The organism is Streptomyces toxytricini, assembly GCF_014649915.1.
In the GTDB taxonomy this organism is placed as follows: domain Bacteria; phylum Actinomycetota; class Actinomycetes; order Streptomycetales; family Streptomycetaceae; genus Streptomyces; species Streptomyces toxytricini.
Genome location: NZ_BMTY01000003.1, coordinates 236,584 through 259,534, shown reverse-complemented (window position 1 = coordinate 259,534; position 22,951 = coordinate 236,584). Strand labels below are relative to the sequence as shown.

Here is a 22,951-nt window from a genome sequence, read left to right as displayed (position 1 = left end):
ACGAGTTGAACACGTTCAAGGGGGGCGAGGGCATGGACCTCACCGTCGTCGCGTACGTCATCTACCTGCTCATCAGCATCGGCCTCACCATCTGGGTCGCCCGCACCCTCAGCCGCAACGGGCGGATCTTCATCGCGGACGTCCTGCACGGCAACGAGAAGCTCGCCGACGCCGTGAACCACCTGCTGGTCGTCGGCTTCTACCTCGTCAACATCGGCTTCGTGACCCTCTACCTGCGCTCGGCCGACACCATCGCCGACGCCCGCACCCTCTTCGAGGCCCTCTCGGTCAAGCTCGGGGTCGTCCTGCTGGTCCTCGGCGCGATGCACCTGGGCAACGTGTGGGTGCTGAACAAGATGCGGCGCCGCGGCATCATGGAGCGCCGCCAGACCCCGCCCGTCGCCCCCCAGGGGTGGACCGCACCCGCCGCCGGCCCCCAGGGCTGGACCAAGCCGGCCGGGGCCTGACCGGTGGCCCCGGCAGCACAGGACGCCCCGCCCGTCCGGCAGCTGACGGTCCTCTACGACGCCGACTGCCCGCTGTGCGTGCACATCCGGCACTGGCTCCTCGGACAGCAGTGGCTCGTCCCCCTGCGGCTCGTCCCCGCCGGCTCCGACGAGGCCCGGCGGCTCTACCCCGCACTCGACCACGCCGCAACGCTCCGTGAGATCACCGTCGTCGGGGACTCCGGACAGCTGTGGACCGGCACCGACGCCTTCATCGTCTGCCTGTGGGCGCTCGCCGAACACCGGCCCAAGGCCGAATGGCTCGCCACCCCGGCCGGCCGCCCCTTCGCCCGTGGCGCCATGTACACGGCCTCCGCCTGGCGGCAGGCCGTGCGGACGGAGCCCGGCGCCCCCTCCGCGGCCGAGACCGCCGCGGAGGAGGCGGAGGATGCGCAGGGGGCCGCCTGTGGAGACCACTGCCCGCCGTCCCGATAGGCTCGTACACCGTGACTGATCAGAAGGCTCCCAAGAGCGAGCAGACCCGCACGCTCATCCTCGAAACCGCGCTCCGCCTCTTCCAGGAGCGCGGGTTCGACAAGACGACCATGCGGGCCATCGCCAAGGAGGCGGGAGTATCGGTCGGCAACGCCTACTACTACTACGAGTCGAAGGAACACCTGGTCCAGGGCTTCTACGACCGGATCGGCGCCGCCCACCAGGCGGCGGTCCGGCCCATCCTGGACCGGGAGACCGACCTGCAGAAGCGGCTCGCGGGCGTGCTGACGAGCTGGCTCGACGTCGCCGAGCCCTACCACGAGTTCGCCTCCCAGTTCTTCAAGAACGCGGCGGACCCGGAGAGCCCGCTCAGCCCCTTCTCCCCCGAGTCCGAGCCCGCCCGCCGGGCCGCGATCGACATGCACCGCGAGGTGCTGGCCGGCGCGAAGACCAAGGTCCCGGACGAACTGGCCGACGTCCTGCCCGAGCTGATGTGGCTCTCGCAGATGGGGCTCGTCCTGTACTGGGTCTTCGACCGCTCGCCGGGCAGCGTCAAGACCCGCCGGCTCGCCGAGCGCGGCGCGCAGCTCACGACGCGGGGCATAGTCCTGGCCCGCTTCCGGGTGCTGCGCCCGCTCGTACGGGAACTGCACGAGCTGTTCGCGGACTTCCTGCCCGGCATGGCGCAGACGGCCGTCTCCCGGGGCAAGCGCGCCTCGGACCCCGACCCCGACCCCCAGCCGGAGGCCGAGGCGGAGGCCGAGGCCGCCGCCCCGGAGCCCGCGAAGCCCCGCCGCACGCGGCTCGGCCGGTCGGAGCGGTAGGCCCGTGCCCGTGCAGCCCTCCCCGCCGCCGCACATACCGGCGGACGCACTGCGGCCCGGCCGCCGCTGGTACGCCGCGGCGGGCGTGACCGCCGTCGTGCTGGTCGTGACCGGCCTGCTCATCGGCGCGTTCCGGCTCGACGGCGCGACCGGCTCGGTCGACACCGGCCGCCCGTTCGCCGACGGCGACGTCGTCACCCTCCGGCTCGAACCGGGCAGCGACAAGGCCGTCTGGATCAAGGACCGGGAGTTCGGCCCGGCCGCCGACCCGGAATGCAGCATCACCGGACCGGGCGACCCCGGCCTCGGCGAGCCGGGCGTCGACGTGTTCCTCACCCGGGACGAGACCTGGAACCCGCTCCACACCATCGACGTGCGGCGGGCGGGCGACCACCGGATCACCTGCACGTCCGACGCGCAGTCCGCGTATGCCATCGGAGACTCCGGAGGCTACGTCGCGCTGGCCGGCCGGCTGGCCCTGGCAGTCGCCCTCGTCGTCCTCGGCCTCACCGCCTGCGCCGCCGCCGTCCTCGTCACCGCCTTCCGCCGCAGCCGCCACCGCAAGCGGCTGCTCGCCGGACCCCCGCGGTGACACGGAGCCGGCCCGCCCCGGTCAGGCCTGGTACGAGGCCAGTTCGACGACCGTGATGTCGGACGGGGCGCCGACCCTGACCGGGGGGCCCCAGGCGCCCGCGCCGCGGGAGACGTACAGCTGGGTGTCGCCGTAGCGCTCCAGGCCGGCCACGGTCGGGTTGGCGAGGTCCGCCAGGTACTCGCCCGGCCAGAGCTGGCCGCCGTGGGTGTGGCCCGACAGCTGGAGGTCGACCCCGTGCCGGACCGCGTCGTGGATCACGACCGGCTGGTGGGCCATCAGGACGGCGGCGCGCCCGCGGTCGCGGTCCCCGAGGGCGGCCCGGAAGTCCGGGCCGGCGCCCTCCCGCTCCCCCTGGACGTCGTTGACGCCCGCGAGGTCGAAGTACGGCAGCGCGCGGCGCGCGTTCTCCAGCGGGGTCACGCCCAGCTCGCGGACGTGGTCGATCCACTGCTGCGCGCCGGAGAAGTACTCGTGGTTGCCGGTGACGAAGAAGGCCCCGTGCCGGGCGCGGAGCCGGGCGAGCGGCTCGGCGGCGGGCCCGAGGTCGGCGACGTCCCCGTCGACGAGGTCGCCGACGATCGCGATCAGGTCGGGCTGCGTGCCGTTGACGGCCTCGACGACGCGGGCGGTGTGCGCCCGGCCGAGGACCGGGCCGATGTGGACGTCGCTGACGACCGCTATCCGGAAGCCGTGCGCCGCACGGGGCAGTTTGGCCAGCGGCACCCGCACCCGCTTCACGCCCGGCCCGCGCAGCACCCCGTACGTCCCGTACCCGACGGTCCCCGCCGCGGCGGCGGCCGCGGCACCGGCGAGGGCGCGGGCGACGAACACCCGCCTGCTCAGACCGGCGGCGGCCGGATCGGCTCCGGCCTCGGCGGCCGGGTCTGCGGCGGGCGGCGCCGGGTCCTGCGGGTGCTCCGGGGCCGGCCCGCCCGCCGGAGCCGGCCGCTGCTGCGCAGCCGCGCCCGCCGGAGCACCGGCGGACGCGGGCTGCGGCTCCGGCCGGGGCTGCGGCTGCGGCTGCGGCTGCGGCTGCGGCTGCGGGTCCTCGGTCCGGGGTTCCGGCCGCGCGGCTGCGCCGCGCCCGGCGCCGCGCCGGAGCAGGACCGCGCGCACCGGCTCCGTCACCAGGACGGCCATGCTCAGGTACAGCAGGACGGCCAGCCAGAGGTAACCCGGCCAGGCCACGGCCTGTTGGACCGGGAAGGGCGCCCCCGCGCGCCCCGCGGTGAGGGCGGCCAGGGAGAGGAGCGGCAGGGTGAAGGCGAGCACGGTGCCCGCCCGGCGGGCCGCCCCGCCCGGCCGCGTCGTGTCGCGCACCAGGCGGATCCACAGCCACCGGTGCACCAGCGCCAGCAGGGACAGGACCAGCAGGACGGCCGCGACGGCCAAGGCGGCGCTCATTCCGACCGCTCCCCGCGCGCCTCGCGCCGCAGGGCGAGCACGCCGCGCAACCCGATCACCCCAACGGCCGTCCCCAGGAGAAAGGACGACACCGCCAGGAGAAGGTGTACCCAGAAGTACGCCGTCGGCTCGCCGGCGGCGTCGAAGGCCAGGCCGCTGCCGTTCCTCCACAGGTTCCGGACGAAAGACACCCAGATGAACCAGCTCCACACTCCGAAGGCGAGCAGGAACCAGGAGGCGGCGCGGCTGAGTCTCATGCCCCCAGTATCGGTTCGGTCCCCAGGACGGACGCGCCGGGGTGGGCTGTCCCGGCAGTGGTTCGACCGACTTGGCCGGTCTCCGATGGCGGGGAGCCGACCGGGAGGTACGTTCACCTGCGTGTCTGCAAAGAAGACCGCACTCGCGGTCGTGTCCGCCGCGCTGCTCGTCCCCTCGCTCCTGACGGTCCCCGCGCACGCCTCGCCGCCCCCGCCGCCGGCCGATGGCAAGGGGCAGCCGCAGCAGGCGCCCGCCGCGCCCCCGGAGTCGATGTCCACCGTGGGCGGCGCGCTCCTCGGCAAGCCGGGCGTGCAGGTGAACCCGCTGGCTGGGGCGCCGGCCCTGCCGGCGACGCTCACCGGGCGGTCGTGGATCGTCGCGGACGCCCGCACCGGCGAGGTCCTCGCCGCGAACAACGCGCACTGGCGGCTGCCGCCGGCCTCCACGATGAAGATGCTCTTCGCGGACACCCTGTTGCCGAAGCTCCCCAAGGACCGGGTCCACCGGGTCACCTCGGAGGAGCTGGCGGACGTCGGCTCCGGCTCCAGCCTGGTCGGGGTCAAGGAGGACCTGGAGTACTCGGTGCACGACCTGTGGCTGGGGGTGTTCCTGCGGTCCGGGAACGACGCCGTGCACGTGCTGTCCGCGATGAACGGCGGCATCGAGAAGACCGTCCGGGACATGCAGGCGCACGCCGAGGAGCTCCAGGCCCTCGACACGCACGTGGTCTCGCCCGACGGGTACGACGCCTCGGGGCAGGTGTCGAGCGCGTACGACCTCACCCTCATCGCCCGCTCCGGGCTGCAGAAGGCGGACTTCCGCGAGTACTGCGGCACGGCCAGCGCGAAGTTCCCCGGCCGGCAGGACGGCGGGGCCCGCGAGTACTTCGAGATCCAGAACACCAACCGGCTGATGACCGGCGCGGGCGGGCTCTCCCCCTACAAGGGCATCGCCGGGGTCAAGAACGGCAACACGACGATGGCCGGCTCGACCTTCACCGGCGCGGCGCAGCGCGGCGACCGGCAGCTCCTCGTCACGGTGATGAACCCGTCGGGCGGGCTGAACTCGGTGTACCAGGAGACCGCGGACCTCCTCGACTGGGGCTTCGCCGCGGCCGGCAAGGTCAAGCCGGTCGGCGAGCTGGTCCCGCCGAAGAGCGCGGACACCTCCTCCTTCGGCTCCCCCGCCCAGACCCACGACCGCGAGGCGGCCGCGGCCGGCGGCGGGGCGGCCGGGGGCCGCGGCACGGCTCTCGCGGTCGCCGCCGGCGCGCTGGCCCTGGTGGTGGGCGGGTCGTACGCCTTCAACCGGCGCTTCCCGGCGGGTCGTCGCCGCCGTCCGGAAGAGGAGCTCTTGCCGTAGCCGTCCAGGCCGCGCAGAGCAGCAGGAGCTTCGCCGTGAGGTTGATCCACAGCAGGAGGGCGACGGGCACGCCGAAGGCGCCGTACATGCTCTTGGCGGCGACGCCCCGGATGTAGCCGCCGATCAGCAGCTTCAGCAGCTCGAAGCCGACCGCGCCCATCAGCGCCGCCTGGACCAGCGCGCGGCGCGGCGGCTCGACACCGGGGAGCAGGGTCAGCAGGTACAGCAGGAGCAGGAAGGCGGCGAGGACGCCGGCGAGGAACGCCCCGCCGCGCAGCAGCAGTCCGCCCGCGCCGTCCTCCGGGATGCCCAGCGAGGAGCCGGCGCGGCCGACGGCGCTGGAGCCGATGATCGACGCGGCGGCCGAGGCGAGGACGGCCGCGCCGAGGCCGAGGAGGACGAGGGCGTCCTTGCCCTTGCGCACGACCGGGTTCTCCCCCTCGTCGTCGTCCTTCTCCCACACGGCGCGCAGGCACTCCCGCATGGAGCCGACCCAGCCGACGCCGGTGAACAGCAGCAGCGCGCCGGCGACGACGCCGATGGTGGCCGCGTTGGCGACGAGTCCGGGCAGGTCCAGCTGGTCGGAGATGCCGGGGACCTGCTCGGCGAGGCTCTGCTGGAGCCGGTCCAGCTCGTCCTCGCCGAGGGTGGCCGCGCCGACGGCGGCGGCGACCGTGATCAGGGGGAAGAGCGCGAGGAAGCTGATGAAGGTGATCGCGGCGGCGAGCCGGCTCCAGTGGACGCGCTCCAGGCGCTGGTACGCGTGCCAGGCGCGGGTCTGCATGAGCCGGGCGGCCGCCGGGCCGACCACGGGGAGTTTCGTCAGCCAGTCCATGCGGTCACCGTAAAGGAGCCGACGGAAATCGCCGAGATTGCGGCCTTCGCACACTACGGTCGTCGTTTGTGACTTTTCGCCCGGGCCTTCACCCGTTCCCGCGCCTGGTCCTGCGCGCCGTGCTGTTCCGCACCCGCCGGACCATGCGCACGCTGCGCCGGGAGGCGCGTCCGCGTCAGGACTGCCGGGGGGCCGTGTCGGCCGCCGTCCCGGCCGCCTCGTCGGCGGGCGAGCCCGGCTGTGCCGGGACGGCGCCGGCGGCGGCGTTCCCGAAGGGGTACTCGCGCAGCTTGCGCCAGACTCCGTCGGAGCCCTGCTCGTAGAGTGCGAAGCCGGTGCAGTCCCAGGCGGCGCGGTAGTCGGCGAGCTCGGCGAAGGCCCGGTCCATGGCGTCGTCGGGGATGCCGTGGGCGACCGTGACGTGCGGGTGGTACGGGAACGCGAGCTCCCGGTCGAGCGGCCCGGCCGGGTCGCGGACGAGGCCCTGGAGGCGGGTGCAGCCCTCGCCGCCCTCCACGATGCGGACGAAGACGACCGGGGAGAGCGGGCGGAAGGTGCCGGTGCCCTCCAGGCGCATCGCGAAGGTCCCGAAGCCCTCCGCGACCCGCGCGAGGTGGGCCCTGATCCCCGGCAGGCGCTCCGCCTCGACCTCGGTCGGCGGGACGAGGGTGACGTGCGTGGGGATGCCGTGCGCGGCAGCGTCCCCGAAGCCGGCGCGCAGCTGCTGGAGCTGGCTGCCGTACGGCTCCGGGACCGCGATCGAAACGCCGAGCGTTACGGTCCCCACGTATCTCTCCTTGGTCGTCTGCGCCTGCCGGCTGCGTGCTGTGCCGCCCGGCCCCAGTGTGGGGCCAGGGGGCCCTTCAGGGCCAGGGGCCTTCCGTCCCGCCGGAGGGCCCGGCGGGGATGCGTCAGTGCTTGGCGGGGAGGAATCCGAGCCGGTCGTAGGCCTGGGCGAGGGTCTCCGAGGCGACGGCGCGGGCCTTCTCGGCGCCCTTGGCCAGGATCGCGTCCAACGTCTCGGGGTCGTCCAGGAATTCCTGGGTGCGCTTGCGGAAGGGTGTGACGAAGTCGACCATCACGGCGGCGAGGTCGGTCTTCAGGGCGCCGTAGCCCTTGCCCTCGTAGCGGGCCTCCAGGGCCGCGATCGCCTCCCCCGTGAGGGTGGAGTAGATGGTGAGCAGGTTGCTGACGCCGGGCTTCTTCTCGGTGTCGAAGCGGATCACGGTGTCGGTGTCGGTGACCGCGCTCTTGATCTTCTTCTCGGTGGCCTTGGGCTCGTCGAGGAGGTTGATCAGGCCCTTGGGCGAGGACGCCGACTTCGACATCTTGATCGCGGGGTCCTGGAGGTCGTAGATCTTGGCGACCTCCTTGACGATGTGCGCGGCGGGGACGGTGAAGGTCTGCCCGAAGCGCTGGTTGAAGCGCTCGGCGAGGTCGCGGGTCAGCTCGATGTGCTGGCGCTGGTCCTCGCCGACCGGGACGGCGTTCGCCTGGTAGAGCAGGATGTCGGCGACCTGGAGGATCGGGTACGTGAACAGGCCGACGCTGGCGTTGTTGACGCCGCCCTTGGCGGACTTGTCCTTGAACTGCGTCATCCGGCTGGCCTCTCCGAAGCCGGTGATGCAGTTCATGACCCAGCCGAGCTGCGCGTGCTCGGGGACGTGGCTCTGGACGAAGAGGGTGCAGCGCTCGGGGTCCAGGCCGGCGGCGAGCAGCTGCGCGGCGGAGAGCCGGGTGTTCGCGCGGAGGTCCTTCGGGTCCTGCGGCATGGTGATCGCGTGCAGGTCGACCACCATGTAGAACGCGTCGTGCGTCTCCTGGAGGGCGACGTACTGGCGGATCGCTCCGAGGTAGTTCCCGAGGTGGAACGAGCCGGAGGTGGGCTGGATGCCGGAGAGCGCGCGGGGACGGTCAGAAGCCATGGGCCCATTCTCTCAGGTGCGGGGGCCGACTCCGGCCGTTCGGCGGCCGGAAGCCGCCGGTTCGGCCGGGGCCGGGGCGGGCCCCGGCGGCGGTGGCGCCGGGGGTCCCGCCGCGGGGGTGCCTGCCCGGGCGCAGCCGGGTGGCCGGATACCGCCCCGGCCGGGCGACCGGTTCTCGGCCGGGGCGCCCGGCTGTGCGGCCGGCGGCGGGGCTCCCTGCGCGGCGGCTCCCCGTGCGGTCAGGCCACCGGCAGGCCGGGGGCGGGGTGGGCGGCCATGAGGTCGGCGACCTCGGCGCGGATCGCGGCGAGCGCCGGCTCGTCCCCGGCCGCGGCCGCGTCGACCGCGCGGGAGATCCACTCGGCGACCTGCGGCATGTGCTCGGCGCCCAGGCCGCGGGAGGTCAGCGAGGGGGTGCCGATGCGGATGCCGGAGGGGTCGAACGGCTTGCGCGGGTCGAAGGGCACCGTGTTGTAGTTCACGACGATGCCGGCGCGGTCGAGGGCCTTGGCGGCGGTCTTGCCGGGGACCCCCTTGCCGGTGAGGTCGATCAGGACCAGGTGGTTGTCGGTGCCGCCGGAGACGAGGTCGAAGCCCCGCTCCAGCAGGGCCTGCGCGAGCGCCTTGGCGTTGGCGACGACAGCGTGCGCGTAGCGGGTGAAGGCGGGCTGGGCCGCCTCGTGCAGGGCGACGGCGATGCCCGCGGTGGTCTGGTTGTGGGGGCCGCCCTGGAGGCCGGGGAAGACGGCCTTGTCGATGGCCTTGGCGTGCTCCTCGCGGCACATCAGCATCGCGCCGCGCGGCCCGCGCAGGGTCTTGTGGGTGGTGGTGGAGACCACGTCGACGTGGCCCACCGGGGAGGGGTGGGCGCCGCCGGCGATGAGGCCGGCGATGTGGGCGACGTCCGCCACGAGGACGGAGCCGGCCTCCTTGGCGATCGAGGCGAAGGCCGCGAAGTCGATGGTGCGGGGCAGGGCGGTGCCGCCACAGAAGATGATCTTCGGGCGTTCGGCGAGGGCGAGGTCGCGGACGGCGTCGTAGTCGATCAGGCCGGTGTCCGCGGACACGCCGTACTGCACGCCGCGGAACCAGGAGCCGGTCGCGGAGACCCCCCAGCCGTGCGTCAGGTGGCCGCCCATCGGCAGCGCCATGCCCATCACGGTGTCGCCGGGCTTGGCGAAGGCCAGGTAGACGGCGAGGTTGGCGGGCGAGCCGGAGTACGGCTGGACGTTGGCGTGGTCGACGCCGAACAGGCCCTTCGCCCGCTCCACGGCCAGCGCCTCGACGCGGTCGATGTTCTGCTGGCCCTCGTAGTAGCGGCGGCCCGGGTAGCCCTCGCTGTACTTGTTCTGCAGCACGGTGCCGGAGGCCTCCAGCACGGCCGCCGAGACGTAGTTCTCGCTGGGGATCAGGCGCAGGGTCCGCGCCTGGAGGTCTTCCTCGGCGGCGACGAACGAGGCGAGCTCGGGGTCGGTCGCGGTCAGGGCGGGATGGCGGGGCGCGGTCACGGCGGCTCCTCCGGGGTCGATTTCGGATCTCGTCCCCGCGAGGCCCAGGCGGGCGGCCCTGTGTGCGGTCGTGCGCGCACGACTCCCCCGGAGTCCGTTCCCCGTGCGCCAGTCGCCGTGCGTACCGCCCACCTTAGCCGCCGCTGCCGCCGGGAGGTTTCCGCGTCCGGTATACGAGCGACGTATAGCGGTGTAGGAGGGACGGGTCCGGGGCCGACACCCCGCGGCCCTCCCCCGCCCGCCCCGCCCGTGACCGACGATCGGAGACCCCGTGTCGACCACCGCTGATGCCATCGCGTCCGCCGAGGCGCACAGCGCGCACAACTACCACCCGCTGCCCGTCGTCGTGGCGACGGCGGAGGGCGCCTGGATGACCGACGTGGAGGGCCGCCGCTACCTCGACATGCTCGCGGGCTACTCGGCGCTCAACTTCGGCCACTGCAACCCCCGCCTGCTGGCCGCGGCCCGGGCGCAGCTGGACCGCGTCACCCTCACCTCCCGGGCCTTCCACCACGACCGCTTCGCGGACTTCTGCACCGAGCTCGCCGCGCTGTGCGGCAAGGACATGGTGCTGCCGATGAACACCGGCGCCGAGGCCGTCGAGACGGGCGTGAAGACGGCCCGCAAGTGGGGCTACGAGGTCAAGGGCGTCCCGGACGGCCACGCCAAGATCGTCGTCGCGGCGGACAACTTCCACGGCCGGACCACCACGATCGTCAGCTTCTCCACCGACCACGAGGCCCGCGACCACTTCGGCCCGTACACGCCCGGCTTCGAGATCGTCCCGTACGGCGACCTGACCGCGCTGGCGCAGGCGGTCACCCCGAACACGGTGGCGGTGCTGCTGGAGCCGATCCAGGGCGAGGCGGGGGTGCTGGTGCCGCCGGCCGGCTACCTGAGAGGCGTACGCGAGCTGACGCGCGAGCGGAACGTGCTGTTCATGGCGGACGAGATCCAGTCGGGCCTGGGCCGCACGGGCCGGACGTTCGCCTGCGAGCACGAGGACGTCGTCCCGGACGTGTACCTGCTCGGCAAGGCGCTCGGCGGCGGCGTCGTCCCGGTCTCGGCCGTCGTCGCCGACCGGGACGTCCTCGGGGTGTTCAAGCCGGGCGAGCACGGCTCGACCTTCGGCGGCAACCCGCTGGCCTGCGCGGTGGGCCTGGAGGTGGTGGCGATGCTGCGCACCGGCGACTACCAGCAGCGGGCGGCCGAACTCGGCGACCACCTGCACCGGGAGCTGAACCTGCTGGTCGGCGGCGGCGCGGTGACCGCGGTGCGCGGGCGCGGCCTGTGGGCGGGCGTCGACATCGACCCGGCGCACGGCACGGGCCGGGAGGTGTCGCAGCGGCTGATGGAGCGCGGGGTGCTCGTGAAGGACACGCACGGGGCGACGATCCGGATCGCGCCGCCGCTGGTGATCGGCAAGGAGGACCTCGACTGGGGCCTGGACCAGCTGCGCGCGGTGCTGGCGTCCTGACCGGGCGGCCTCCGGGACCCCGCGGCGGCGGGGTCCCGGAGGGCCGTGTCCTAGAGGATGACGTGGGGCAGGAAGCGGGCGTACTCGTCCGTGACGGGTCCCGCGGACTCGCGGATGCCGAGGCCCGCCGCCTCCTCCTCGACGACCCAGGCGCCGAGCACGACCCGGTTGCCGTCGAAGTCGGGCAGCGGGGAGAGGGCCTGGTAGACGTAGCTCTCGCCATCGGCCGGGGTGAAGGGCCGGGCGTCCGGGCCCGCCGGGTGCAGGGCCACGCCGGCGCCCTCGCGGCCGAGCAGCGGCTTCGCCGCGAAGCCGGTCGTGCCGGCCAGCTCGCGCGGCCCGTCGAGGTAGGCGGGCAGCAGGTTGGGGTGCTCGGGGAAGAGCTCCCACAGGATCGCCAGCAGCGCCTTGTTGGAGAGCAGCATCTTCCACAGCGGCTCGATCCAGCAGGTGGTGCCGTCGCCGCCGCCGTGGTCGTACGTGTCGAGGACGTGCGGGCCGAAGGCGTCGGTGGCCAGCCACTCCCACGGGTAGAGCTTGAAGCAGCTGCGGATGAAGCGCAGGTTCTGGTCCACGAAGCGGCCCGACAGGCTGTCCCAGCCGATCTTCTCGACGGCGAGCGCCTCGGTCTCCAGGCCGGCCTGCTGGGCGGTCTCCTCCAGGTAGACGACCGTCATCAGGTCCTCGCCGATCTCGTCGGTCTCCGAGTGCGCGAAGTGCACCGGGCCGGGCGGCAGCAGTTCCGCCTGCCGCCGCCAGGCGTCGACGAGCCGCTCGTGCAGGGAGTTCCACTGGTCGGCGCCGGGGAAGCGCTCCTCCATCCAGAACCACTGCGGGCTGGCCGCCTCCACGAGGGAGGTCGGGGTGTCGGCGTTGTACTCCAGCATCTTGGCCGGGCCCGTGCCGTCGTAGCAGAGGTCGAAGCGGCCGTAGAGCGAGGGCTGTTCGGCGCGGCGCCGCCAGGACTCGGCGATCAGCGAGGCCAGGCGGCGGTCGGTGATGCCGAGGTCGGCGAAGCGGTCCTCGGCGACGATGTGCTCGGCGGCGGCCAGGCACATGGCGTGCAGCTCCTCGACGACCCCTTCCAGGGCCTCCACCTCGGGGAGCGAGAAGGAGTAGTAGGCGCTCTCGTCCCAGTAGGGGCGCAGGGAGTCGTCGGGGTAGCGGGTGAGCGGGTAGATCAGGCCCTGCTCCTCGACGGTCTGCTGCCAGCCGGGGCGGGGCTCGATGGTGTGGCGCCGCAAGGGGCTCAGCCGCCGCTGGAGGAGGAGTGGCCGCCGATGCCGCCGCGGGTGACGGCGGACTTGTCGAAGCTGCCGCCGCTCACCTTGTTCCCGGAGACGCTGCCGCCGTAGTAGTACGCGGCGTGGCCGCCCCTTCCGCTGCTCCCGCTCTTGCACTCGCGGTTGTTGAGCTTCTCCAGGGTGACGCGGTCGACACAGCGCTTGTCCGGCTCCTTGCTGCTGCCGCAGGCGACGAGTGCCGCGGCGAGCAGGCCCATGCCGCCGATGGCGACGCCGCCGGAGCGCATGCGGCGTCGGGTGCTGGTGCTGCTGCTGCTGTCCATGGCCGACAGACTAGAACGGGGTGTCGAGGGGATGGAATCCGGCCGTGGAAACCTGCGCGACCCCTCCATGATCTAGAGTCGTTTTTCGTGCTGCTTGGGATGGTTTGCTCGCTCGGCGCGGCGGTCTGTTACGGAATTGCGTCCGTTCTCCAGGCGGTCGCGGCGCGGGCGGCGGAGCCCGGGAGCGGCTCCGGGGTCGACGCGGCGCTGCTGTGGCGGGCGGTGCGGCAGTGGCGATATCTCGCCGGTCTGGGTCTGGACGGGGCCGGCTTCGTCCTCCAGGTGGTGGCGCTGCGGCACGTCCCGATCTACGCGGTGGGCGCGGCCCTCGCGGCGAGCCTGGCCGTGACCGCGGTGGCCGCGGCGCGGCTGCTGCGGGTGCGCCTGAGCCGGGGCGAGTGGACGGCGGTGGCCGTGGTGTGCGCGGGACTGGCGATGCTCGGGCTGGCCTCGGGCCCGGAGGGCTCCGGCACGGGGCCGGCCTGGCTGGGGTGGGCACTGCTCGCCGCCGTGGGCGCGGTGCTCGTGGTCGGCGCGGGGTGCGGGAGGCTGCCGGACCGGCCGCGCGCACTGGCCCTGGGGCTGGCCTCCGGCACCGGGTTCGGGGTGGTGGAGGTGTCGGTGCGGCTCGTCGACGGCTTCTCGGCGGCCGACCTGCGCAACCCCGCCCTGTACGCGCTGCTGTCGGGCGGCGGTGCGGCCTTCCTGCTGCTGACGTCGGCGCTCGCCCGCGGGTCGGTCACCGCCGCGACGGCGGGCATGGTGCTGGGCGAGACGGTCGGGCCGGCCGCGGTCGGCGTGGTCTGGCTCGGCGACCGCGCCCGCGAGGGCCTGGCCTGGCTGGGCGTCCTGGGCTTCGCCGTCGCCGTGGCCGGGGCGCTCGCCCTGGCCCGCTTCGGCGAAGTGCCCGCCGCGGCGGACCCGCCCGCTCAGCCGGCGCCGTAGAGGGCGCGGGCGCGGGCCGGGTCGGCCCCGCCGTCCGGCCGGTAGGCGAGGAAGTGCTGCGTCTGCCACGCCTGGGTGGCCGCGGCCTGACGGCTCGTCGTCTGCGCCCACGGCGGATAGACCCGGAAGCCCCGCTTCCCGCCGGAGCCGCCGCGGGAGACGACGCCCCGCTCGCACAGCACCCCCGTCGGGAACACGAACTGCCCGCGGCCGCCGGCGTCGCGGACGGCGATGACGAAGAGGTCCACCCCGTCGGCGGCGTCGAAGGGCCGGATCGGCCCCTCCCCGGACCGCTGCCACACCGTGACGAACAGGCCCGCCTTCCGCGGGGTGGTCCTGGCCGCCCGGAACCGGACCGCGCGGCCGTCGATCGTGAACGCGCAGGCCGCGTACTCGGCGCTCTCCGGCTCCGGCACGGGCAGGGTGCAGGCGAAGCCGCCCGGGTCGTACACGGCCGCCTTCGCCGCCGTCAGGTCTTCGTGGAGCCCCGTCCACAACAGGTCCGTCGCCATCCCGCCATCCTGCCACCGCCCCCGGACACGCGGGTCACGGCAGGGACGCCACCAGCGCCGCGAGCGACGGAGACCAGGCGCTCGGCGGCGGGGTGCCGTAGCCGACCACCAAGGCCTCGCGCGGCGGCAGCCCGGCATCCGGGTGGGCGTGCCGGGAGAGGGTCTCCAGCGCCAGCTCGTGCCAGGCCGCCGCCCGCAGCACACCCTCCTCGCTGCCCTCGGGGAGGTCCAGGACGGCGTGCAGGCCGGCCGCGATTCCGGAGACGGCGACCCGCCCCGACACCGCCGCCACGAGTTCGTCGCGGCGGCGCCGGTAGCGCTGCCGCATGCCGCGCACGTGCCGGTCGTACGCGCCGGAGCGGATGAACTCGGCGAGCGTCAGCTGGTCCAGGACGCCCGCCGCCCACTCCGCGGGCCCCTTCACCGCGAGCACCTCGTCCAGCAGCCCGGCCGGCACCGCCATCCAGCCCATCCGCAGGCCCGGAGCCAGGGACTTGCTCGCCGTGCCGACGTAGACGACCCGCTCCGGGTCGAGGCCCTGGAGGGCGCCGACCGGCTGGCGGTCGTACCGGAACTCCCCGTCGTAGTCGTCCTCGACGACCAGCCCGCCGGTGGTCCGCGCCCAGTCGACGGCGGCGGCCCGCCGGCCCGGCGTCAGCGCGACCCCGGTCGGGAACTGGTGGGCGGGGGTGAGGAGCACCGCCCCGGCGGCGAGGTCCGGCAGCCGGGTCGTGCACGCCCCGGCGGCGTCCACCGGGAGCGGCACCGTCCGCAGCCCCCGCCGCTCCAGCAGGCCCCGGTGCACGGCCAGGCCGTACCCCTCCACGGCGACCTCCCGGACGCGGCGGGCCCGCAGCACCCTCGCCAGCAGGGTCAGGCCGTGCGCGAAGCCCGCGCACAGCACGATCCTCCCGGGGTCCGCGTACACCCCCCGCGCCCGCGCCAGGTAGCCGGCGAGGGCCTCCCGCAGCTCGGTGCGGCCGCGCGGGTCGGCGGCGTACCCGAAGGCCTCGTTCGGCGCGGCGGCCATCGCCCGGCGGGCCGCCGCCAGCCAGGCGGCGCGCGGAAAGCCGCCCAGGTCGGGGCTGCCCGCCGTCAGGTCGTACGCGGGCCCCCTCCGCACCGGATGCCGGGGCGGCGCGGCGGCCGCGGCGACGCCCGGACCCGGGCGGCGCGGCCGGGCGCGCTCCGCGACGCGGGTCCCCGAGCCCTGGCGGGCCGTCAGCCACCCCTCGGCGACGAGTTCGGCGTACGCCTCGGCGACGGTGTTGCGGGCGATGCCGAGGTCCGCGGCGAGCGAGCGGGAGGACGGCAGCCGGGTGCCGGGCGCGAGGCGGCCGCTGCGCGCGGCCTCCCGCAGCGCCTCGGCCAGGCCCGCCCGCAGACCCCGCCCGGCGGAGAGCTCCAGGTGCAGGTCGGCTCCGAAAGTGGCCCGGGGTTCCCTCATGGAAATGGACCATATCCGCGGTCCGCCTGCTCCGTAGGGTGAAGCCATGACCACCAACGAGACGCAGCACCCGGCCGCTTCCGACCTGTGCGCCGAGCACGCCCCCCGCATGAACCTGGCCCGGCAGGTCCCCGAGATCTACAAGGCCGTCGTCGCGCTGGAGACGGCCACCCGCAAGGGCATGGACCCGGTCCTCCTCGAACTCGTCAAGATCCGCGCCTCGCAGCTCAACCACTGTGCGTTCTGCCTCGACATGCACACCAAGGACGCACTGGCCGCCGGGGAGAGCGTGCAGCGCATCGTCCAGCTGAGCGCCTGGGAGGAGTCGCGGCACTTCTACACCGAGCGCGAGATCGCCGCGATCGAACTGACCGAGGCCGTCACGGTCCTGACGGACGGCTTCGTCCCCGACGAGGTGTACGACCGCGCCGCGAAGCACTTCGGGGAGCAGGAGCTGGCCCAGCTCATCACCGTCATCGCGACGATCAACGTCTGGAACCGCTTCGCCGTCACCACGCGCATGGTTCCGGGCGGCTACGCGCCGGGCGGCCCGCGCGGCTGACCGGACGGCGGCCGGGCGCGCGGGAACGGGAAGGGGGCCCCGGGCGCTGCTGCGCCGGGGCCCCCTTGCCGTGTCGTCAGATGAGGCCGAGCTCGCGGACCGCGTCGCGCTCCTCGATGAGCTCCGCCACGGACGCGTCGATGCGCGCACGGGAGAACTCGTTGACGTCGAGGCCCTGGACGATCTCGTACTTGCCGTCCTTGCAGGTGACGGGGAAGGAGGAGATCAGGCCGGCCGGGACGCCGTAGGAGCCGTCCGACGGGATGCCCATGGAGGTCCAGTCGCCCTCGGCGGTGCCGTTGACCCACGTGTGGACGTGGTCGATGGCCGCGTTGGCGGCGGAGGCGGCCGAGGACGCGCCGCGGGCCTCGATGATGGCCGCGCCGCGCTTGGCGACGGTCGGGATGAACTCGTCGGCCAGCCACGCCTGGTCGCCGATGACCTCGGCGGCGTTCTTGCCGGCGATCTCCGCGTGGAAGACGTCCGGGTACTGGGTGGCCGAGTGGTTGCCCCAGATGGTCAGGCGCTTGATGTCGGTGACGTCGGCGCCGGTCTTCTTCGCCAGCTGCGAGATCGCGCGGTTGTGGTCCAGGCGGGTCATCGCGGTGAAGCGCTCGGCCGGTACGTCCGGGGCGGCGGCCTGGGCGATCAGGGCGTTGGTGTTGGCCGGGTTGCCGACGACGAGGACCTTGATGTCGTCCGCGGCGTGGTCGTTGATGGCCTTGCCCTGCGGCTTGAAGATGCCGCCGTTGGCGGACAGCAGGTCGCCGCGCTCCATGCCCTTGGTGCGGGGGCGGGCGCCGACCAGCAGCGCCACGTTGGCGCCGTCGAAGGCCTGGTTCGGGTCGTCGAAGATGTCGATGCCCTTGAGGAGCGGGAAGGCGCAGTCGTCGAGCTCCATGGCGGTGCCCTCGGCGGCCTTCAGGCCCTGGGGGATCTCCAGGAGGCGGAGCTTGACCGGCACGTCCGCGCCGAGCAGGTGACCGGAGGCGATGCGGAAGAGCAGCGCGTAGCCGATCTGGCCGGCGGCGCCGGTGACGGTGACATTCACAGGAGTGCGGGTCATGGCCTTCTCCGTTAGACAGCTGGCGGTGGGGCGTCCCCGCCCCGGGTGCTGGCGGACGCCGCTTCCCTGCGAATCTTGACGTGAAGAGACATCCGGCGTCAGGCTATCCGACTCCTCACGGGCCCAACCCCCCGGTCCGTGTGGTCCGCGGCACACGGACCGGGCGGGTTCGAAGGCCCGCGGGCCGCTGCGGCCGCGGATTCCACCCGGCGGGCTCGCCCGGACGGGTGGATCGGCAGGCGGCCGTCAGCGGACGGTGAAGCGGACCGCGTCCTCCAGGAACGGGATCTTCACCAGCGGGTGGGGTCCGACGACCAGCGCCAGCAGCGTGATCGCCGCGCCCAGCACCCCGTACGTGATCATGTCGGTGAAACGGGAGCGGACGGCGAGCATGCCCACGTCGGGCAGGGCGCGCCGCAGCACGGCGGCCGCGAGCAGGGCCACCCCGATCACGAGGCAGCCCGCCCGGACGGCCCCGAGGGCGGTGCACAGCAGGCCGACCGCGGTCGCGGCGAGGACGCTGAGCATCGGCCACTGGCGGGAGGTGAGCGCCGTCCCCGGCCCGGCCCGGCCGGCGCCCTCGGGGCGGGCCGTGTCCCGGGTGAGGGACGGGAAGCGGCGCGACTTCGCCGCCGCGGCGGCGGCGCCCTGCCCGGCGGTGCCCTGCTCAGCCTGCACTGGCGGCCTGCCGTTCCGCGGCGTCGACGACGTTGACGAGGAGCTCCGCGCGGGTCATCGGGCCGACGCCGCCCGGGTTCGGGGAGATCCAGCCGGCGACCTCGGCGACGCCGGGGTGCACGTCGCCGACGATCTTGCCGCCCTCGTCTCGGGAGACGCCGACGTCGAGGACGGCCGCGCCGGGCTTGACGTCCTCCGGCTTGACCAGGTGCGCGACGCCCGCGGCGGCCACGACGATGTCGGCCTGCCGCAGCAGCGACGACAGGTCGCGCGTGCCGGTGTGGCAGAGCGTCACGGTGGCGTTCTCCGACCGGCGGGTCAGGAGCAGCCCGATGGAGCGGCCGACGGTGATGCCGCGGCCGACGACGACCACGTGCGCGCCGTTGATCTCCACGCCGTGGCGGCGCAGCAGCTCCACGATGCCGTTCGGGGTGCAGGGCAGCGGGCCGGGCTCGTTCAGGACGAGGCGGCCGAGCGAGGCCGGGTGGAGGCCGTCGGCGTCCTTGTCCGGGTCCATCAGCGTCAGCACGCGGTTGGTGTCGATGCCCTTGGGCAGCGGCAGTTGGACGATGTAGCCGGTGCAGGCCGGGTCCTCGTTCAGCTCCCGGACGACCGCCTCGATCTCCTCCTGCGTCGCCGTGGCGGGCAGTTCGCGGCGGATCGACTCGATGCCGACCTCGGCGCAGTCCTTGTGCTTTCCGTTGACGTACCAGCGGCTGCCCGGGTCGTCCCCGACCAGCAGGGTGCCGAGGCCGGGGGTGATGCCTTGGGCCTTGAGCCTCTCCACACGGGCGGTCAGCTCGGACTTGATCGCGGCTGCGGTGGCCTTGCCGTCGAGAATCTGGGCGGTCATGCGCCCATCCTCCCGGATCTGGTGCCCCCGGTTCCAGTCGTGCCGTCCGGCGCGGCCCGCGCGGCGGCGGCGCGGGGCCGCGCCGGGCGCATGTCACGGCCCTGCACCGTTCGTTGCACTTGCACAACAGGTGACGGGGCCGTCGCTCCGGCCGCTGGACAAGTCCGCCCCGCTGCGCCGACGATGGCGGAACGAGATTGCCGCGGGCAGTGCCGGGGGGCGGACCGCAGAACAGAACGGCCTCCGTGCGTGCCGTGCGTCCCCGCACTTCCACGGAGGAACACCGCAAGATGAGCTTCGGAGACCCGAACAACCCGTACGGGCAGCAGCCGCAGGGCCAGCCCGGCTACGGCTACGGCTACCCGCAGCAGGCCCCGCAGGGCGGCTACGGCTACCCGCAGCAGGGCCAGCAGGCGTACCCCGCGTACCCGGGCGGCGGCTTCCCCGCTCCCGGCGGACAGGTTCCCATGCCGGGCGGGGTGAAGGCGGCCCGCGTCATCCTCTACATCCTCGGCATCCTGCAGGCCCTCATGGGCGTGCTGATGCTGCTGGGCGGGGCGTTCTTCGCCTCGCTGTTCGCCGACTCCTCCAGCTCCACGGCGAGTGACGCGGGTGCGGTCGCGGGCGGCGTCTTCGCCGTCCTCGGGATCGTCTTCATCGCCTTCGCACTGTGGCCGATCCTGACCGCCGCCAAGATGGCCAAGGGCCGCGGCGGCGTCCGCGGCTCCGGCATCGCCTTCGGCGCGGTGCAGACCCTCTTCGCCGGGTTCAGCGTGCTGAGCAACGTGGTCGCGCTCGGCAGCTCCGACGGAGCCCCCGCCATCGCCCTCTCGATGGTCTTCTCGGTGATCTCGCTGGCGCTGGGGATCTGGATCATCGTCGGCCTCGCGAACTCGGCCGCCGGCTCCTACTTCGGCCGTCCGCAGTACTGAGGCCCGGCGGGGCGGCGCCCCGGTGACGGCGAAGGCCGCGTCCCGCAGTGCGGGACGCGGCCTTCGCCGTGTGCGGCCCTGGTCAGTGGAAGAAGTGCCGGGTGCCGGTGAAGTACATGGTCACCCCGGCGGCCTTCGCGGCCTCGACGACCTGCTCGTCGCGGACCGAGCCGCCCGGCTGCACGACGGCCTTGACGCCCGCGGCGGTCAGGATCTCCAGCCCGTCCGGGAAGGGGAAGAACGCGTCCGACGCGGCGTACGAGCCCTGCGCCCGCTCGGCCCCGGCCCGCTCGACGGCGAGGCGCGCGGAGTCGACGCGGTTGACCTGGCCCATGCCGACGCCGACCGAGGCGCCGTCCTTGGCGAGCAGGATCGCGTTGGACTTCACGGCCCGGCAGGCCTTCCACGCGAACGCCAGCTCGGCGAGCTCGGCCGGGGCGAGCGCCTCGCCGGTGGCCAGCGTCCAGTTCGCCGGGTCGTCGCCCTCGGCCTGGAAGACGTCGCTCTGCTGGAGGACGGCGCCGCCCGAGATCGGCTTGAGGTCGCCCGGCTGGTGCGGGCTGCCCTCGACGCGCAGCACGCGGATGTTCTTCTTCTTCGCCAGGACCTCGACCGCGCCGTCCTCGTAGGCGGGGGCCGCGACGACCTCGGTGAAGATCTCGGCGATCTGCTCGGCGAGCTCGACGGTCACCGGGCGGTTGACGGCGATGACGCCGCCGAAGGCCGACAGCGGGTCGCAGGCGTGGGCCTTGCGGTGCGCCTCGGCGATGTCGGCGCCGACCGCGATGCCGCACGGGTTGGCGTGCTTGATGATCGCGACGCAGGGCTCGTCGTGGTCGTAGGCGGCGCGGCGGGCGGCCTCGGTGTCCACGTAGTTGTTGAAGGACATCTCCTTGCCGTGCAGCTGCTCGGCGTTGGCGAGCCCGCCGGGCTGCCCGTCGGTGTAGAGGGCCGCGGCCTGGTGCGGGTTCTCGCCGTAGCGCAGGACGGCCTTGCGGTCCCAGGCGCCGGCCAGGAACTCGGGCAGCGCGGCCTCCGGCTCGGGGGCGTACGCGTTCGTGAACCAGGACGCGACGGCGACGTCGTAGGCGGCCGTGTGCTGGAAGGCCTCGGCGGCCAGGCGCTTGCGGGCGGCCAGGTCGAAGCCGCCGCCGCGGACCGCGGCGAGGACGTCGCCGTACCGCTCGGGGCTGGTGACGACGGCGACCGAGGGGTGGTTCTTCGCGGCGGCGCGGACCATGGACGGGCCGCCGATGTCGATCTGCTCGACGCACTCGTCGGGCGTGGCGCCGGAGGCGACGGTCTCCCGGAACGGGTAGAGGTTCACGACGACCAGGTCGAACGGCTCGACGCCCAGCTCGGCCAGCTGGCTGCGGTGGTCCTCCAGGCGCAGGTCGGCGAGGATGCCGGCGTGCACGCGCGGGTGCAGGGTCTTGACGCGCCCGTCCAGGCACTCGGGGAAGCCGGTCAGCTCCTCCACCTTGGTGACGGGGACGCCGGCGGCGGCGATGCGGGAGGCGGTCGAGCCGGTCGAGACGAGCGCGACGCCCGCCTCGTGCAGGCCGCGGGCCAGCTCCTCCAGTCCCGTCTTGTCGTAGACGCTGACGAGCGCGCGCCGGATCGGTCGCTGCGACGTCGTGGTGCTCTCTGCGGCGGTCACTGGATCGTTACCTTTCGTCCCTCGATGCGGTAGCCGTGCCGGGCCAGGCGCCCCACGACGTCGACGAGCAGCCGGCGCTCGACTTCCTTGATGCGCTCGTGCAGAGCGGCTTCGTCGTCCCCGTCCCTGACCTCGACGACACCCTGGGCGATGATCGGGCCGGTGTCCACGCCGGCGTCCACGAAGTGGACGGTGCAGCCGGTGACCTTCGCGCCGTACGCGAGCGCGTCCCGCACGCCGTGCGCGCCGGGGAAGGCGGGCAGCAGGGCGGGGTGGGTGTTGACGAAGCGGCCGCCGAAGCGGCCGAGGAACGCCTTGCCCACGATCTTCATGAACCCGGCGGAGACGACGAGGTCGGGGTCGTGGGCGGCGGTCGCCTCGGTGAGGGCGGCGTCCCACTCCTCCCGGCTCGCGTAGTCCTTCACCGGGCAGACGAAGGTCGGGATGCCCGCCTTCTCGGCCCGCTCCAGGCCGGCGATGCCGGTGCGGTCGGCCCCCACGGCGACGACTTCGGCACCGAAGCCCTCGGCGCCGCCGGGGTGGGAATCGATGGCGTCGAGCAGGGCCTGGAGGTTGGTGCCGGATCCGGAGACCAGGACGACCAGGCGGGAGGCGGCCATGACAGGCCCTTTCTCGCGTGGGTGCCGCCCGGGAGACCCGGGGGCGCGGCATTCGTCTTGTGCGGTCGTACAAAACTTCGACACCCCGGTATACGGGGGACCCTACGAAGCCGCCGACCGCCTGCAACGATACCGGCACACCGGACGGCCCCCGAGGGACGGGGGGACGGCCGACGGGTAGCGTCTGGCGTACAGGCCGCGAACGGCGTGGTGTGAGGGGACCGCGCAGCCCTTCGACGCACGCCGCCCGCGACGCACTCCGACGCCGGCGCCCCGCCCCGGGCGCGCCCGGCGTCCACGACACAGGGGAAGTAACGCACTCGATGCCGGACCGCCGCCAGCCCGACTCCTCCACCGACGACAACCCCTTCGCGGCTCCGCCGGAGGGCCGGCCCGACCAGCCGTGGCAGCCGCGCCCCGGCGGTGGCGGCGGCCGCCCCGGCCAGGACCCCTCCTCGGGCGGGCCGACGGGACCGGGCGGGCCGTCCGGGCCGTCCGGGCCTGCGCGCTGGGACCCGACCGACCCCGTGCAGCGGCGCGCCCGCTATGCGCTGCTCGCCGGCATGTGGGGCTTCTTCTTCGGGATCTTCGGGATCCCGTCGGTGGGGCTGCTGCTGGGCGCGCTCGCGGTGTACTGGGGCGTCAGCGGCCTGCGGGGCAAGCCGGCGGCGGCGCCCGGGGCTGCCGCGGACGCCACCGGGGCGGGCGCCCGCCCGGCCGGCGGCGGCAGCGGCGGGGGCGGCCTCGCCGCACTCGGCCCGGCGGCGGGCCCGCAGCGGGCGGCCGCGGTCAGCGGCCTCGTCACGGCGACACTGGCGATCGCCCTGGCCCTGGGCTCGTACGGCGTGCAGATCGCCTACAAGGACTTCTACATCTGCCGCGACGACGCCCTGACGAAGGCGGCGGAGCTCCAGTGCAACGACCTCCTGCCGGACAACGCGCTCGGCAAGATGCTGAAGGTTCGCCAGTAGCCGCCCGGC

At 74.1% G+C, this 22,951-nt stretch carries 25 protein-coding genes; 10 read left to right on the top strand and 15 right to left on the bottom strand.

Features of this window, described 5'->3' with window-relative positions; genetic code table 11:
* Positions 1 to 32: 32 nt before the first annotated feature.
* The 4 genes from IE170_RS05285 to IE170_RS05270 are packed head-to-tail and all read left to right on the top strand — an operon-like array spanning position 33 to position 2,357.
* Positions 33 to 467 (top strand): hypothetical protein, encoded by a 435-nt coding sequence (locus IE170_RS05285; RefSeq protein ID WP_189808226.1) that lies wholly within the window; start codon positions 33 to 35, stop codon positions 465 to 467.
* Between the two features lie 3 nt (positions 468 to 470).
* On the top strand, positions 471 to 941 hold the full coding sequence (locus IE170_RS05280) for a thiol-disulfide oxidoreductase DCC family protein (RefSeq protein WP_189808096.1): 471 nt from the start codon (positions 471 to 473) through the stop codon (positions 939 to 941).
* 11 nt (positions 942 to 952) lie between these two features.
* Complete coding sequence (locus tag IE170_RS05275; protein ID WP_189808095.1) at positions 953 to 1,765, top strand: TetR family transcriptional regulator; 813 nt, start codon at positions 953 to 955, stop codon at positions 1,763 to 1,765.
* A gap of 10 nt (positions 1,766 to 1,775) precedes the next feature.
* Positions 1,776 to 2,357 carry a hypothetical protein gene (locus IE170_RS05270; RefSeq protein WP_189808094.1) on the top strand — a complete coding sequence of 194 codons (582 nt, stop codon included), beginning with the start codon at positions 1,776 to 1,778 and terminating at the stop codon, positions 2,355 to 2,357.
* Positions 2,358 to 2,378: 21 nt separating this feature from the next.
* Here IE170_RS05270 and IE170_RS05265 read toward each other — a convergent pair whose 3' ends face one another.
* Together IE170_RS05265 and IE170_RS05260 are read right to left on the bottom strand one after the other, a co-directional pair.
* Positions 2,379 to 3,764, bottom strand: a complete 1,386-nt coding sequence (locus tag IE170_RS05265; protein ID WP_189808093.1) for a metallophosphoesterase — start codon at positions 3,762 to 3,764, stop codon at positions 2,379 to 2,381.
* Positions 3,761 to 4,021: an SCO4848 family membrane protein gene (locus IE170_RS05260; RefSeq protein ID WP_189808092.1), complete on the bottom strand. Its 261-nt coding sequence runs from the start codon at positions 4,019 to 4,021 to the stop codon at positions 3,761 to 3,763. Before IE170_RS05260 ends, IE170_RS05265 begins: the two co-directional genes overlap by 4 nt.
* Before the next feature lie 85 nt (positions 4,022 to 4,106).
* On the opposite strand from IE170_RS05260, the gene IE170_RS05255 reads away from it, so the two are divergent.
* Positions 4,107 to 5,384: a D-alanyl-D-alanine carboxypeptidase family protein gene (locus tag IE170_RS05255; protein WP_469888383.1), complete on the top strand. Its 1,278-nt coding sequence runs from the start codon at positions 4,107 to 4,109 to the stop codon at positions 5,382 to 5,384.
* Here IE170_RS05255 and IE170_RS05250 read toward each other — a convergent pair.
* From IE170_RS05250 to glyA, 4 genes are all read right to left on the bottom strand, one after another.
* Positions 5,326 to 6,219 (bottom strand): YihY/virulence factor BrkB family protein, encoded by an 894-nt coding sequence (locus tag IE170_RS05250; RefSeq protein ID WP_189808090.1) that lies wholly within the window; start codon positions 6,217 to 6,219, stop codon positions 5,326 to 5,328. The two genes, IE170_RS05255 and IE170_RS05250, sit on opposite strands and share 59 nt — an antisense overlap.
* Positions 6,220 to 6,394: 175 nt before the next feature.
* The gene (locus IE170_RS05245) at positions 6,395 to 7,006 is read right to left on the bottom strand and encodes a 2'-5' RNA ligase family protein (protein WP_189808089.1); all 612 of its coding nucleotides are present in this window, start codon (positions 7,004 to 7,006) and stop codon (positions 6,395 to 6,397) included.
* Between the two features lie 124 nt (positions 7,007 to 7,130).
* The gene (trpS, locus tag IE170_RS05240; RefSeq protein WP_189808088.1) at positions 7,131 to 8,144 is read right to left on the bottom strand and encodes a tryptophan--tRNA ligase; all 1,014 of its coding nucleotides are present in this window, start codon (positions 8,142 to 8,144) and stop codon (positions 7,131 to 7,133) included.
* Positions 8,145 to 8,383: 239 nt separating this feature from the next.
* On the bottom strand, positions 8,384 to 9,652 hold the full coding sequence (gene glyA / locus IE170_RS05235; RefSeq protein WP_189808087.1) for a serine hydroxymethyltransferase: 1,269 nt from the start codon (positions 9,650 to 9,652) through the stop codon (positions 8,384 to 8,386).
* Between the two features lie 271 nt (positions 9,653 to 9,923).
* On the opposite strand from glyA, the gene rocD reads away from it, so the two are divergent.
* The gene (gene rocD / locus IE170_RS05230; RefSeq protein WP_189808086.1) at positions 9,924 to 11,129 is read left to right on the top strand and encodes an ornithine--oxo-acid transaminase; all 1,206 of its coding nucleotides are present in this window, start codon (positions 9,924 to 9,926) and stop codon (positions 11,127 to 11,129) included.
* A gap of 50 nt (positions 11,130 to 11,179) precedes the next feature.
* Here the strand turns inward: rocD and IE170_RS05225 are convergent, their stop codons facing one another.
* Positions 11,180 to 12,373, bottom strand: coding sequence for a glutathionylspermidine synthase family protein (locus IE170_RS05225; protein ID WP_189808085.1), 1,194 nt, complete (start codon positions 12,371 to 12,373; stop codon positions 11,180 to 11,182).
* A 5-nt stretch (positions 12,374 to 12,378) separates the two neighbouring features.
* The gene (locus IE170_RS05220; RefSeq protein ID WP_114053820.1) at positions 12,379 to 12,696 is read right to left on the bottom strand and encodes a hypothetical protein; all 318 of its coding nucleotides are present in this window, start codon (positions 12,694 to 12,696) and stop codon (positions 12,379 to 12,381) included.
* Positions 12,697 to 12,795: 99 nt separating this feature from the next.
* Between IE170_RS05220 and IE170_RS05215 the strand changes: the two genes are divergently transcribed.
* A complete protein-coding gene (locus tag IE170_RS05215) occupies positions 12,796 to 13,641 on the top strand; it encodes a DMT family protein (RefSeq protein ID WP_189808225.1) in 846 nt (281 codons plus the stop codon).
* Here the strand turns inward: IE170_RS05215 and IE170_RS05210 are convergent.
* Both IE170_RS05210 and pdxR read right to left on the bottom strand, forming a co-directional pair.
* On the bottom strand, positions 13,626 to 14,153 hold the full coding sequence (locus IE170_RS05210) for a MepB family protein (RefSeq protein WP_189808084.1): 528 nt from the start codon (positions 14,151 to 14,153) through the stop codon (positions 13,626 to 13,628). The genes IE170_RS05215 and IE170_RS05210 overlap by 16 nt on opposite strands.
* Positions 14,154 to 14,187: 34 nt before the next feature.
* Positions 14,188 to 15,600, bottom strand: coding sequence for a MocR-like pyridoxine biosynthesis transcription factor PdxR (gene pdxR, locus IE170_RS05205; protein ID WP_189808083.1), 1,413 nt, complete (start codon positions 15,598 to 15,600; stop codon positions 14,188 to 14,190).
* 46 nt (positions 15,601 to 15,646) lie between these two features.
* Here pdxR and IE170_RS05200 point away from each other — a divergent pair, with 46 nt between their 5' ends.
* Positions 15,647 to 16,162, top strand: a complete 516-nt coding sequence (locus tag IE170_RS05200; protein ID WP_189808082.1) for a carboxymuconolactone decarboxylase family protein — start codon at positions 15,647 to 15,649, stop codon at positions 16,160 to 16,162.
* Positions 16,163 to 16,238: 76 nt separating this feature from the next.
* Here the strand turns inward: IE170_RS05200 and IE170_RS05195 are convergent, their stop codons facing one another.
* The 3 genes from IE170_RS05195 to IE170_RS05185 all read right to left on the bottom strand — a co-directional run bounded on the left by IE170_RS05195 (position 16,239) and on the right by IE170_RS05185 (position 18,759).
* Entirely contained in the window at positions 16,239 to 17,228 is a 990-nt protein-coding gene (locus IE170_RS05195; protein ID WP_125543346.1) for a malate dehydrogenase, read from the bottom strand.
* A 246-nt stretch (positions 17,229 to 17,474) separates the two neighbouring features.
* The gene (locus tag IE170_RS05190) at positions 17,475 to 17,906 is read right to left on the bottom strand and encodes a DUF3017 domain-containing protein (protein ID WP_189808081.1); all 432 of its coding nucleotides are present in this window, start codon (positions 17,904 to 17,906) and stop codon (positions 17,475 to 17,477) included.
* Positions 17,896 to 18,759, bottom strand: coding sequence for a bifunctional methylenetetrahydrofolate dehydrogenase/methenyltetrahydrofolate cyclohydrolase (locus tag IE170_RS05185; RefSeq protein ID WP_189808080.1), 864 nt, complete (start codon positions 18,757 to 18,759; stop codon positions 17,896 to 17,898). Before IE170_RS05185 ends, IE170_RS05190 begins: the two co-directional genes overlap by 11 nt.
* Before the next feature lie 290 nt (positions 18,760 to 19,049).
* On the opposite strand from IE170_RS05185, the gene IE170_RS05180 reads away from it, so the two are divergent.
* On the top strand, positions 19,050 to 19,691 hold the full coding sequence (locus tag IE170_RS05180) for a hypothetical protein (RefSeq protein ID WP_189808079.1): 642 nt from the start codon (positions 19,050 to 19,052) through the stop codon (positions 19,689 to 19,691).
* Positions 19,692 to 19,773: 82 nt separating this feature from the next.
* On the opposite strand, the gene purH is transcribed toward IE170_RS05180, so the two are convergent.
* Together purH and purN are read right to left on the bottom strand one after the other, a co-directional pair.
* Entirely contained in the window at positions 19,774 to 21,351 is a 1,578-nt protein-coding gene (purH, locus tag IE170_RS05175; protein ID WP_189808078.1) for a bifunctional phosphoribosylaminoimidazolecarboxamide formyltransferase/IMP cyclohydrolase, read from the bottom strand.
* The gene (gene purN / locus IE170_RS05170; protein WP_189808077.1) at positions 21,348 to 21,971 is read right to left on the bottom strand and encodes a phosphoribosylglycinamide formyltransferase; all 624 of its coding nucleotides are present in this window, start codon (positions 21,969 to 21,971) and stop codon (positions 21,348 to 21,350) included. Before purN ends, purH begins: the two co-directional genes overlap by 4 nt.
* A 323-nt stretch (positions 21,972 to 22,294) precedes the next feature.
* On the opposite strand from purN, the gene IE170_RS05165 reads away from it, so the two are divergent.
* Positions 22,295 to 22,942, top strand: coding sequence for a hypothetical protein (locus tag IE170_RS05165; protein ID WP_189808076.1), 648 nt, complete (start codon positions 22,295 to 22,297; stop codon positions 22,940 to 22,942).
* The last annotated feature ends 9 nt before the right edge of the window (positions 22,943 to 22,951 follow it).